The sequence below is a fragment of the Plesiomonas sp. PI-19 genome, assembly GCF_021368255.1.
Classification (GTDB): domain Bacteria; phylum Pseudomonadota; class Gammaproteobacteria; order Enterobacterales; family CAMTGL01; genus Plesiomonas; species Plesiomonas shigelloides.
Window position 1 is genome coordinate 283,693 of the sequence record NZ_JAJNMQ010000002.1, and the last position, 12,863, is coordinate 296,555.

Below are 12,863 nucleotides of genomic sequence, written 5' to 3' on the forward strand. Positions count from 1 at the left end.
GAGAAATAAGCGGCCACTGTTACCTTGACCGCTTATTTCATTACGTTTATTTCACGTTGTTGATGTGGCAGGTATTAATAATCAACGACTTTTTTGGCATTCCATACGGTCATGGCCAAAATAACGGATGTCACGGCTGCGCCAAGCCAGAAATATTTCACGGTAGAAAAATCATACATGGTCACGCCATTCACTTCAGAGGTTTTAATCAGTGCCGCAGATACCAGCTCTTGCGCTGATGCCGCTACATAAGAGCACAAACCGATGAAGCCTTTTACCGCACCAACCGCTGTTTTTGGCATCAGGTCGCAAGCCGTCAGACCCGCCAAGAACACCACCAAACCGCCAATCGCGTAACCAATCAGGCCCAGCGCAATTGCATCCATCACGCGGCTTTGTGGGCCCCAGAACATCAAGCACATACCACCGACGTTAGCCAAACCGTACAGCAGTGTTGGAATATGACGATTAGAGTGGAACAGTTTGTCGGAGATCACTCCGGCTAAGATAGCCCCGAAGAAACCGGCAATCGGGTAGGATGACATGGCAAAGCCAGCATCAATCAGGCTGTAGCCTTTTTGCGATTGCAGATACAGTACGGCCCAAGAGCTCATCGCATAACGCGAGACATACATCGCCGCGCAAGCAGCAGCAATCAACCATACGGTAGGCTGCTTAATAGCAAACAGCTGTGCCTTGCGGATCTCTTGCGGGTTAACCGCTTTTTTGATTTCGCTCTCTTCCCCGAACGCTTCAGCTGGGGTTGGCAGACCATAAGTTTGTGGACGGTCTTTCAACACGAAGAACATGCAGATAGCCGCAGCCAGTGTTGCCAAACCCGCGCCGATAAAACCTGCACGCCAGCCAAAATAGCTCACGACAGATGCAGTCAGAACCCAGGTGATCCCTTCGCCCAAGTTACGTGAGCCACCCCAAACGGAGTAAACGGAACCCCGTTGTTTTGGTGAGAACCATTGGAAAATAGACACACATGACGGTGCCGACCCCACAGATTGGAACCAACCATTCAGCGCCCACAAGCCGACAAAAAAGAAGGTTGCGGTGTTCATCCCCATCAAAATACAGGTGATGGCGGATAGCAACAGGGAAAATGACATGAAACGCCCGATATTGGCGTAATCAGACAAAAATCCGTTTGAGAATTTACCGATCGCATAAGTCAGCAAGAAACCGGAACCAATTACACCGAGCTCATCAACGGTAACAATACCCGCATCCAGCATCGGTTTTTTCACCACGTTTAAGCTCATGCGTGTTACATAGAACATGGCATAGCCAAACACCAAGCCGAGAAAAACTTGCCATTGATATTTACGGTAGATCTTTTTGATTTGCTCGGATGATGCTTCGATCACCGGCTTATCAGCTCTGGTCTTAAAAAAATCAAACATTTCATTCATCCCATTGTAATGAAAGTAACTAATGGGCTTCATAACGTATTAATCATGATCATCTCGCCACTCCAGGATTGGCATAGCTGGCGAACTAACGAGATAGCGGTGTTCCAGAGAGCGGGTTATGAAGCTGGGAGCAAAGTAAAATGAATGAGAAAACGAGACAAAAGCAGCAATTTGAGTCGCGATTGACTCAAATGTCATTTGTGGCGTGTCAGTTTTGGGAATAGCGATGCTGTGTTGTGTCAAATTTGCGTCGTATAATACAAACCAGCGTACCAATTTATCTCAACTTGTTTTTATCTTTACGTGTTTAATTTTTTATTCACTTACAAAACTTTGAAGTCATCCACAGAATGTACAGAGCAATAATTATAATTCGTCTGTTTGTTGGCATGCTATTTACGGCCATTTATCCAGCACCAGCCAACGCCAAAGAGCAATCACTGGCGATAATTACATCATTCTCAGAGGAAATTTCATCCGAATTGCTGGATGATTATCGACAGTATCGCCCCAGCGCAAATATCGATATTATTTATCGAAAAACGGAATCCGTTCTTCGTTTGTTAAATGATGGTCGGGTACAACCTGATGTTGTGCTCTCTTCGTCACCCTTTTTGTTTAATGCATTACAAAAAAATAACGGAATGCTAGACAGCACTCTATCTTTTATTCCGTTCGCCTATTCAGAAACCGTGTTTATCTATAATCAAGAATATCTCAAAAAGCTCAATATTACGCCACCAGACACATGGCAGGCTCTGGCAAAACCGGAATTTCATAGCCATATCACCATGAGCTCGCCCTCACGCTCCGGTACAACGCACATTATGGTCGAAAGTATCTTGCAACAATACGGCTGGGATGCTGGGTGGCAATTATTGTTAGAGATCGGCGGTAATTTACGCGGCGTGTCAGCGCGCAGTTTTGGCGTGTCTGAAAGTGTATCCCGTGGCGTTGTCGGTGTTGGCCCCGTCATTGATAGCTACGCACTCAAGCAACAAGATAAACTCAAATACATCACTTATCGTCCGATCCGCAAAGGGCCGATCATTCCGGTTTATTATGGCGTCATCCACAATAGTGCGAATAAAGCAGCGACACACGATTTCTTAGCCTATTTGCAACAGCTTTCCACCGATGAACGCCATGCGATGCGGGCGTTTAAAAAACACGCTATACAAACCAGTGAGCAATCACCCGAAAAACCCTACTCTGTCGATCAGACGTTGATGCTTAAGCGAAGCAATTTGGTCAAATTACTGTTTGATAAAACGATCGTGGCACATACGCCGATATTGCAACAAGTGTGGGGAGATATTCACCAGAAAGAAAAACGCCGTCTCACTTCCGCAGAACAACATAAAATTACGCAAGCAAAACAGCTACTTTCTACACCGATTATTACTCAGGCACAGTCAGAGTCGGCCCATGTGTTACAACTCGCGAACCTGCCGCCCCAATCCCATGAGCGAGTGATGTTCAGCGAATCACTCGAGAAAAAATTTCGGCTCAATATCGATAAAGCATTAGATATACTACGTACCATAGAGTAACTGATTATGCTGGCACACTTTCCGTTAGGTAAACGGCTCATGCTGTTTTGCCTATTACAATCATCACTGACTTTTATAACAGGCTGTATCGGCTATTTTGTCTGGTCGTCCTTATCCAATAACATCACGACCACACTAGCCAGTAACATTAGTGCCGTTAATGCTCAACATGAAATCGATACGCGAAGCAACCAATTGCTTTTATTGGTGGCGGATATCTCTAACGCTTCCGCAATTACAGATATCATTAGAAAAGAGCATAAAATTAATACCGTAGTCGCTGAACTTGAGAATCTAACGGATACGCAAGATACTCACCTGCGCGCCATTAATCAGAAAGTCAAAGCCCTGACTTTTGAACAAAGTAAATTGATTAAGCATAAGATTGCGCTCTCTAATCAATTGGTTAAAGCGCGTGATTTGATCAATGCCCTCCACTATGACGCAATAGAGGAAGCAAGGCCGTTACTGCAAGAAATCAGTTGGAATATCAACGGGCAAATCCATTACTCGCATACTAAAGAATCGGTTACCACGATGTTGACCGAGCTCTCCTATATGCAACAGCTAGTGATGGATGAGAATGAGCTGACGAACTTACTCAATGAAGTGTCAGCGGATAATCATCATCGTGATGTAAACCAAACATTTTTGTTTATCCAAACCAAAATTGATGACATCAACCGCTCATTGGAAGTGTTGAAAAGCTATCCATCAACGGTCTCCCATCGCCAAATTATCTCTGCCCTCTTGTTACTGGCCAAGTACAACGGGGAATTGCATAGCACCATAAATCAACTTAGAGCAACGGACAGTGAGCTAGCATCCGTTAAGAAGCGATTAAACAGTGCCATTACTGAATACAAAGCGCAGATTGGACAATCACTGCTCACATCAAAACATAAGCTGCAAACGCTTATCGCCACCACCAATGCAACCACTCAACAAGGTAATAAAGTCTTATTCATCATCTTACTGGTGACCACCTCGCTCAGCCTCTTTACTGCTGTGGTATTAATTAAAAAGCACTTTATTAATCGACTCAATGTGTTGAGCAGCAATATCAGTAAGGTCATCAGACAAACCGACTATAACATTGCTAAAATTGATGGCCACGATGAAATCTCAGCACTCAGTAATGAGTTACATGCCTTTTGTACTCAGATGAAAGAGATCCAGCGCCTAGATGCGCTGAATCTCATCAACAATACCCATGCCTGCATCATTACATGCAAAACCAATGGCTTGATTGAGTCGATCAATAGTAAAGCAGCTGAAGTATTAAACTATATCGATGATAGACCAAAAATGATTTGGGAGTTATTCTCCGATAAGAATCAGAAAATCATTCAAGCGTTGTTTGGTGATCAATCTGCATCACGCTATCAGCAAGGTCATGAAATTATCATTTCTCATATGCTCGATGCCGCGAGTGCCAATGAGACAGAATATTACTCATTTTACATAAACACTTACCAACAAGGCGCAAAAGATAAATTTATCATTACGCTGACTGACATTACAAAACAAGAGCTTAACCGGAAACGATTACAACGTCTGGTTAACAAGCAAACTGAGAGTTTACGGCGTAAAAATATTGAACTGAGGACAGAAATTCAACAACGTATTCAAATGCAGGATGACCTCATTCAAACCGCCAAAATGGCGGTATTAGGCCAGACCATGACCAGTCTTGCACACGAATTAAATCAGCCACTCTCGGCGATGAATATGTATCTGTATACCAGTCACGCTCAGGCAATTGAATCGGGCGATCAAACATTACAAGCCAGCATTGAAAAAATCAGCGCACTTGCCGAACGCATGCGCAAAATCATCACTAATCTACGCGCATTCTCCAAAAAATCGCCACAAGCTACCACCTTGACTGTTTGTGATGTCAATACGCTGGTACAAGACTCATTAGCCTTGGTTGAATCACGCGCGAAAAAGGAGCAATGCTCGTTATACAATCATATTCCTAGTAAAACTATGTGGCCGCTGAATCAAACGCATTTCGAGCAAATATTGATCAACCTCTATGTTAATGCGTTAGATGCGATGGCGGGGTCAACAAAGCCGGTTATTCACGTGGATCTGCTCGATTATAATACAGGTAATTTGACGCTGTCAGTTTCAGACAGTGGTAACGGATTTGCACCCGATATTGTTGAAAAGTTATTCACGCCATTTATCAGTACCAAAGAGGTAGGATTAGGCCTTGGGCTATCTATCTCCCGCTCTCTGGCCAAAGGTTTACACGGCGACATCTATTTAGCATCGGCATTAAATAAAGGTGCCATGATTATTTTGGAGTTTAATCATGACTAATATTTCACTACAAGATATCACTATCGTTATTATCGATGATGACAGTGATGTATTAGAATCCTATCGACATTTACTTAGCCTATCTGGCTATAAAGTGAAATGTTTTTCATCTCCGCACCGCGCCTTAGAGTTTATAACCGCTGACTTTGCCGGTGTCATCCTCTGTGATATCTACATGCCAGAAATGAATGGTATGGATGTGTTGCTTAAGTGCATGGAGGTTGATCCGGAACTGCCGGTTATGATGATCACCGGGCATGGCGATATTCCTTTGGCCGTCAACGCGATGACCAAAGGAGCTAGCGATTTTATTGAAAAACCGATAAACCCTCCGCTGTTATTGGAAAAAATCAAAACCATCAGCCAACAGCGTGTTGCACGTTTAAATCGTAAATATGAAATTAAGAAATCACTCAAAAAATCATTGCTCGGCAATAGCCCACAGATTAATCTCATCCGAGAGCAAGTATCCCTGTTCTCGCAAATGGACAAAGACATTTTAATCGCCGGAGAACCAGGCACAGGGAAAAATACGGTCGCTGAACTGCTGCTCGAGTTAAGTGCACGGCATGAACACCCACAGCTGATTTTCAATGCTGTCATTCACGATGAATTTGAACAATTCAAAGCGCAAATCAAGCAATGTGCCTATGGCTCATGCCTGATTATTAGCCCTGAGCAGCTCTCGTTACCGCACCAACAATGGCTTACGATGTTTCTGTTGGAAAATGATCGCGCCGAGGTTAAAAAGCTGCGCTTTATCTTCATCATTCAACATGATGCAGACTGTTTATTACAGCAAGGCTCTTTACTGCCTGAACTGTATTATTTTTTGTCGCAGTTTCGCATTACGCTACCCGCGCTACGCAATCGCAAGCGAGATATCAGAACATTATTTATCCATTTTGTAAAAAGATCCTGCCTTCGCTTAGGCAAAGAAACACCTGAATTTATCGATGAATATATCTATAAACTCGAAGCACATACTTGGCACAACAATATCCGAGAGTTAAAGCATGTTGCCGAGCTTTATGCCATTGGTATGGTGGATACCCTCAGTAAGCAGGCAGACAAATCGGTCGCGCCAGTCAGTGGCGATCTGGATGAAATGCTAAATGACTACGAACGCAAACTCTTAGAAGATGCGCTGTTTATCTTCTCCGGCAAGATCACTGAAACCGCCAACCATCTCGGTATTCCACGCAAAAAGCTGTATTTGAAAATGAAAAAGCACAATCTAGACAAAAATGCATTTAAAGCTAGATAGTTAAACCGGTTTTGTTGTCGTTTTCATCGGCTAGCGTTTTACTTTGCTCGCGCGTTAAAACGATACACTACGACACATTCACTTAAGTACCGTCACCTCCAGCAATCAATGCCCATGCTAGGGTATGGCAAAGAGTTAGCGTGATGCCGATATCGGATCACGCCTAACTCGCATTTCGAGGAGGTCTATTTGCTGCGAACTTTATTCTCATCACCGGTATCCGTGACCGAAACCGTGTTGGCCAGAGCGACACATGCCACACATACGACGCAAAGTAAGCCGCATTCGGTCGCAACTTTCACGTTAGAGCATTTATCTGGCCTTCCTGCTGCGGATTTCAGTACACCAGAGCGATTACTGATTTGGGCGGATGATGGTGACTTTGTTCTCGAGGTTAATCAGCAAAAGATCCTGTGCCGCAAGGGCGATGCACTATTACTCAATAGCGGCCGTCATTGTCGTTTACTGCCTTACCATGCACCACTGACACCCAATATGCACAGTTTAGGGCTTAGCGCTGAATGGATTGGTTCATTTAATCTAAACTACAACGCGTTAGCGCAGCGCCAAAGACACGCGCGTTTGCATGCTGCCGGTTGCCAAGATGTGTGCAGCTTACCTAACTTGTTGCAACAAGCGGTGCCGGAGTTTGTCTTAGGTCAATTGCTCGCCCCCGCGCAGAACTCGGTAGCCTATACCGCAACTCATACCGTAGAACATACGACTGAAGAGCAAGAAGATATTAGTGAGCAATTCCAAGCGCAAACGCTGGTGCACTTACTTCTCAACGCCTTAGTAAACCACAATCCGCAAGTGATCAGTATTCTGTGCGACCACGTAGGACAACCCTTAGCTAGCCAAGTGCGCGCATTAGTGATGGTCGATCTGAGCCGCAGTTGGAGTATCCCAGAACTTGCACAAGCCTGTCATATGTCAGAAGCGACCTTACGGCGCAAAGCCACACAAGAGGTTGGCTCGTTAGTTAACTTTATCCATGAAATCAAAATGCTAGAAGCGCTACGCCTTTTACGGCAAAGCGCACTACCGATCACCGAAATTGCCGGTAACTTAGGTTATGGCTCTGCGGCCTATTTTTCCTCCCTCTTCCACCAGCGTTTTGCTATGTGCCCAAGAGAGCTGCGCAAACAGCCACAATCGATGGAATAACCGATAAAGGCGACAACATCATCGTGGATTTTCGATGGCTTAACGTTTCTACAGATTACGTTCATCTCGCTAAAACAAAAGGGCGCGGATTTACCCCGCGCCCTTACCGATGATTGACTAAAGTGAAGCTAAATGTTTTCAGTGTTATTCCCCGCGGTATTCCACTCTGGACGGCGCAAGGCGTACAAAATAAACGGTACAGACACAAAGCCAATGGCGCCGACGATCAAAATCCCGACATACAAGGCCGCACTGCCGACCACAATTTGAGATGGCGGCATAAAACTCAGGATAAAGGCCACACCGGTGGCACAAAATCCGGCGCCACCGACTAACCACATCCCCGCTTTTCCCCCCGGAATTTGGTACGGACGCACCACCTCCGGCGCGCGGTAACGCAGCGCGATCGCTGCCGCAAACAGCAAGATGTACATCAGCAGGTATAACAGCCCTGACAACTGCCCTAAAATCTGAAATGCCGCCTGTACCGATGGCAAACAGACCAGCACAATCGACAGCACGCTGACAATCGCCCCTTGTAGCAACAAAATATTGCGCTGCACCCCATGACGATTAACCTGCTGCATCCAACGCGGTAGCATCCCTTCGCGACCCACCACCAGCAAACCGCTGGACGGGCCAGCCACTATCACGGTCACCTGCCCCAGCACCCCGATGGCCAACATCGCCGCCAAAATTTGGCCTAACCACGGACAGCCCATCGCGCTGAAAACCAGATCATAGGTATGCAGTAACCCTTGCACCAGATTCATGTCGTTATGCGGCAATACGGCGCTGATGGTCAGCGTCCCCAAAATCAGCACCACCACGGTGATTACCGCCGTAATGGCAATCGACAATGGGTAATTGCGCGATGGCTGCTCCAACTGACGCACGTGAACCGCATTGATCTCCATCCCTGAGTAATAGAGAAAAATACTGGCCGCCAATACCCAAGTTTGCCACTGCATATGCTGCGGCAACAGCCCATCCCACGACCACGCCAGATTCACCGGATGACCACTGGCGACATACCAAATCCCACAGACCAGCAAAATCAACGCGGGGATCAGCGTCCCGATTAAACCACCCAGCGCACTGATCCGCGAGGCCGATTTTACCCCGTGTAGCGTGATAAAGGTCGCCAACCAGTACACGGCCAATACCACCGCCAGCGTGTAATCTTTACTGGCCGCCAGTTCAGCATTGTGCGCCGGATAATTACCGGTATACGCCAAGGCCACAGCAGCAAAAATCAGCATGGTCGGAAAACAAATGGTGGTCGCCAGCCACTGCAAATAAATCGCTAACAGACCCAACCGCTGACCAAACGCCGCGCCAATCCAGCGAAATACGCCGCCTTCTTGCGGCCAACCGGTCGCCAGTTCGGCGGCCACCAATGACACAGGGATCAGAAAAAATAGCGCTGCAAACAGATAGAAAAATACGGCGCTGAGGCCATATTCCGACTCTGCCGCCAAACCACGCAAACTGACCACCGTGGTAATATTCATGAGTGCAAAAGTACCGGCGGTCAGGGTGGCCGCTACAGCACCGGTTTTAACGGCACGCATACATGACTCTCCTTCAATTGCGCAGAGACGACTTAACCGGCGATAAAGATCACCGGTTAAGTGCGTAACGTTATTGATCGTCTGACTCAGATTGGCAGTTCCACTGCGGTTTACGGCAGGCATAAATCCAAAGCGGAATGGCAAAGAACACCACAGTACCGATCAACAAAATCAGTACATAGGACTCTGGATTACCCACTGAGATTTGAGATGGTGGAATAAAGCTCAACACGCAAGCCACGACCGAGCCTAAAAAGCCCATCCCCGCGATGATCCACATCCCCAGATTACCGCCGGGAACGCGATACGGACGCGGTGTATTGGGTTGGGAGTAACGCAGGTAAATGGCGGCGGCAAACATCATGATGTACATGATGAGATACAAGATGCAGGCGAGTTGCCCCAAGATTTGATACGCCGACTGCACAGATGGCAGCACCACCAACAAAATGGAGATCACACTGACAATCAAGCCTTGGAAGAACAGGATATGTGACTGCACACCATTTTTGTTGGTCGCTTGCAAGAAAGGTGGCAAATAGCCTTCACGCCCAACTTGCAGCAAACCGGTAGACGGGCCCGCCACAATCGCGGTGATTTGCCCCAGCACACCAAACGCCAACGCAGCCGCCATCAGCTGACCTAGCCAAGGCATACCGAAGTGAGCAAACAATGCGTTGTAGGCCACCAGCAGACTTTGTACCAAGTTAATATCATTTTGCGGGATCAAGGTGGCGATACACAGAGTACCAAACACAAAAATCACCACGGTTACCGCCGCCGCACTGATAATCGCGATCGGGTAATTACGGGAAGGATTCTCGACTTCAACCACGTGTACGGCATTGATCTCCATGCCGCCGAAGAACAGGAAAATACTTGCCGCCAGTACCAGATTGTTCAGTTTGCTCAAATCAGGGAAGAAATCACTGGCTGACGCCACAAAGTGCACGGTATTACCACCCAGCACATACAGCACGGTCAGGATCAGTAGCACAGCCGCCGGAATAATGGTCCCGATTAGCCCCCCCAAGGTTGCCAACCGTGATGACGAACGCAGACCGCGCAGTGTCACCAAGGTTGCAATCCAATACACGCCCAAAATAATGCAGATGGTGTACAGGCGATTACTGGCTAATGAGGCATCACTCACCGGATGTGGGCCAATATAGGCCAGTGCCACCCCAGCAAAGATCAATACGGTAGGAAACCAAATGGTGGTCGCGAGCCACTGTAAATAGATAGCCACAAACCCCCAACGATGGCCAAATGCCTCGCCCACCCAGCGAAACACTCCGCCTTTTTGTGGCCAACCGGTCGCCAGCTCTGCGGCGACTAACGCCACCGGAATTAAGAAAAACACCGCCGCGAACAGATAATAAAACGCCGATGTGATCCCGTACTCCGCCTCAGCGGGCAGCCCCCGCAAACTGACCACCGTGGTAATGTTCATCACCGCCAAGGCCAGCACACTGATTTTGGCCACCGAGCGTCCGGCGCCAGTTTTGTTCTCAGAAGATGACATAGCAAATCCTCCGATCCCCTGTGGGGATCCCACTCCACTTCTGAACGTCCTGCCAGAAAAAAGGGAGCGTCCCTTTTCAGCACGCTCCCAGACAGGATCAACTCCCATGTGATGCGCCGTTATGCATTTTCCTCGGCCATCACTTCATCGCGGGCTGCTTGAACACAGTCAACCACATGCTGCATGATGTCCTCGGTAATAAAGACGTTCATTGGGAACGCTTTCAGTGCAAACACTTTGGCATCGGGATCAGCACCGTCACGGTTATATTCGGTGACGCGGAAACCGGTACTGAAGCTCAGATAAGGGGTGAATTTGCCATTGATTTTTTTGCCACTGCGGAACCAGTGATACAGTTTGTCCCCCACTTTCAAAGTCAGCTCGTTGTATTTCATCAACTGTGCTTTGTAAGCCGGATCGGTCAGTTCACGCTCATACTGCTCATGCGCAATCACATCACGTGGATAGACACGGAACAGAGTGACCAGACCGAAGTTATCTGGGTTCACGCAAACCATGTCGGCTTTTTCATGCAGACGTTCACGCAGATAGAACTGGTTCTCTAAAATGCCGCCCAAAATCGCTTGGAAACCTTCATAACCGAAGAACTTCAAGGTTGCCCAACCGGCCAAGGCACCGGTTGCCGCACGAGACACTTCTAAGGTGTAATCCAGTGGGTTGTACGGTGAACGAGGTTGCAAGTACGCAGAGCCTGGACGTTTCAAGATAGTTTCAAATTCACTGCTGTTTTTATATACGAAGCAGCTGCTGGCGTATGGAGTCCAACCGGCTTTGTGGAAGTCGATACCCACCGCATCGGCATATTTCATGGCTTCCAAGCACTGATAGTTGTGTTTGATAAATGGCAGCAACTCATCAGTAAATTCCAGTGGGTTAGCCACGAAATCATATTTTTTGAAGGTCAACCAAGACCAGCACACTACCGCATCGCAATACAGCAGTGCTTTGCCGTAAGGCTCAGCGTTTGGATATTGATCCAGCAGTTTACGCACCCCCGCCACTGGGTCAAAAGCGTTCGCATCGGTAGTCCCCATAGTACAGACCACAGACGCCACCGGTGTTTTCTCGGCTTGCAGCTGTTTTAAAATCTCTTCCAGATGAGCCAAATCCATCGCATTGGTTTCTGGATCGGTACGCACGGTGATGATGTTATCCATCCCCAGCCCCATCCAGTCAGTGCTGTTCAGCATGGTGTAGTGCGCTTGTTGTGAACAGATGACTTTGGCATCGGTACGAATACCGGTATGACGCGAATCAGGCAACACACGAGTCAGTGCGTATTTGACATGGTAAGTCCAGCAACCTGAGCCACCGTAGGTATACACACAACCGGTATGCAGTGGATTCCAACCAATCAAATTCCCCAGCATACCGGCACTTTCCAGCTCAGCGCGGTGCACGTTCCAGGAATATTCCCCTTCCAAAATGTTAGGTGAGAAAATCTCAGACAACACCGCAGCCACAATAGAGGCTGAGTTAGCTTGTGGGATCACGTTACACATGGTCAACGGATGACCCCAGTTTGGTAAACCTTCAAACAGTTTAGTGGTTTGATCGATCACTTCACCCACAGGAGTCATCCCTGGGTTCAGTTCAACCTGTTTAACCTTGTCAAAATCAATGGTTAACGCAGGATCGCTCCCTAAATAAGCTGGGCCCTGTGCATCAGGACGCAGTTTATTTAAATTGCGTACTGCGTGAGCGATCGATTCGGATAATGAGTCCGCACCTTCATTAAATGGAGACGGGAAAGAAGACAACATATCACGACGATATTTTGCCCATTTTTTATTGGCATTCAGAGAACCATTATGCTCGGAGCAGTTTGAGTGACAATTTTTCATTTTGACATCCTCATTGAGCAACTATTCGCATGTTCTATTTAAATATTACATCTTAAGACATTTAAATATTGGACATTTAAATTGAGTCGTATTGAACAAAAGTCTTGCTAGAGATAACGCTATCAACAAGTGCTAACCCATTCTTACCCTCACTCATTTA

8 protein-coding genes are annotated in these 12,863 nt (G+C 47.0%); 4 read left to right on the top strand and 4 right to left on the bottom strand.

All coding sequences use genetic code 11. The features are described 5' to 3' along the window. Window positions 1-74: 74 nt before the first annotated feature. Complete coding sequence (locus tag LQ901_RS16175; protein ID WP_039045061.1) at window positions 75-1,412, bottom strand: MFS transporter; 1,338 nt, start codon at window positions 1,410-1,412, stop codon at window positions 75-77. A gap of 398 nt (window positions 1,413-1,810) precedes the next feature. On the opposite strand from LQ901_RS16175, the gene LQ901_RS16180 reads away from it, so the two are divergent. The 4 genes from LQ901_RS16180 (at window position 1,811) to LQ901_RS16195 (ending at window position 7,739) form a co-directional block, all read left to right on the top strand. After that, a complete protein-coding gene (locus LQ901_RS16180) occupies window positions 1,811-2,974 on the top strand; it encodes an ABC transporter substrate-binding protein (RefSeq protein ID WP_178088318.1) in 1,164 nt (387 codons plus the stop codon). 6 nt (window positions 2,975-2,980) lie between these two features. Beyond that, complete coding sequence (locus LQ901_RS16185) at window positions 2,981-5,305, top strand: ATP-binding protein (RefSeq protein WP_152135700.1); 2,325 nt, start codon at window positions 2,981-2,983, stop codon at window positions 5,303-5,305. Further along, on the top strand, window positions 5,298-6,572 hold the full coding sequence (locus LQ901_RS16190) for a sigma-54 dependent transcriptional regulator (RefSeq protein ID WP_152135701.1): 1,275 nt from the start codon (window positions 5,298-5,300) through the stop codon (window positions 6,570-6,572). Before LQ901_RS16185 ends, LQ901_RS16190 begins: the two co-directional genes overlap by 8 nt. Window positions 6,573-6,761: 189 nt before the next feature. Then, entirely contained in the window at window positions 6,762-7,739 is a 978-nt protein-coding gene (locus LQ901_RS16195) for an AraC family transcriptional regulator (protein ID WP_233672443.1), read from the top strand. 128 nt (window positions 7,740-7,867) lie between these two features. Here the strand turns inward: LQ901_RS16195 and gadC (LQ901_RS16200) are convergent, their stop codons facing one another. From gadC (LQ901_RS16200) to LQ901_RS16210, 3 genes are all read right to left on the bottom strand, one after another. Continuing rightward, window positions 7,868-9,313 carry a putative glutamine/gamma-aminobutyrate antiporter GadC gene (gene gadC / locus LQ901_RS16200; protein ID WP_233672444.1) on the bottom strand — a complete coding sequence of 482 codons (1,446 nt, stop codon included), beginning with the start codon at window positions 9,311-9,313 and terminating at the stop codon, window positions 7,868-7,870. A 70-nt stretch (window positions 9,314-9,383) separates the two neighbouring features. Next, entirely contained in the window at window positions 9,384-10,838 is a 1,455-nt protein-coding gene (gene gadC / locus LQ901_RS16205) for a putative glutamine/gamma-aminobutyrate antiporter GadC (protein ID WP_039044975.1), read from the bottom strand. A 119-nt stretch (window positions 10,839-10,957) separates the two neighbouring features. Further along, window positions 10,958-12,703, bottom strand: a complete 1,746-nt coding sequence (locus LQ901_RS16210) for a pyridoxal-dependent decarboxylase (RefSeq protein WP_010863088.1) — start codon at window positions 12,701-12,703, stop codon at window positions 10,958-10,960. Window positions 12,704-12,863: the final 160 nt, after the last annotated feature.

Bases quoted from the DNA above. Each gene is read 5' to 3' on its own strand.
- LQ901_RS16175 (WP_039045061.1), bottom strand. From the start codon at position 1,412: ATGTTTGATTTTTTTAAGACCAGAGCTGATAAGCCGGTGATCGAAGCA.
- LQ901_RS16180 (WP_178088318.1), top strand. From the start codon at position 1,811: ATGCTATTTACGGCCATTTATCCAGCACCAGCCAACGCCAAAGAGCAA.
- LQ901_RS16185 (WP_152135700.1), top strand. From the start codon at position 2,981: ATGCTGGCACACTTTCCGTTAGGTAAACGGCTCATGCTGTTTTGCCTA.
- LQ901_RS16190 (WP_152135701.1), top strand. From the start codon at position 5,298: ATGACTAATATTTCACTACAAGATATCACTATCGTTATTATCGATGAT.
- gadC (WP_233672444.1), bottom strand. From the start codon at position 9,313: ATGCGTGCCGTTAAAACCGGTGCTGTAGCGGCCACCCTGACCGCCGGT.
- gadC (WP_039044975.1), bottom strand. From the start codon at position 10,838: ATGTCATCTTCTGAGAACAAAACTGGCGCCGGACGCTCGGTGGCCAAA.
- LQ901_RS16210 (WP_010863088.1), bottom strand. From the start codon at position 12,703: ATGAAAAATTGTCACTCAAACTGCTCCGAGCATAATGGTTCTCTGAAT.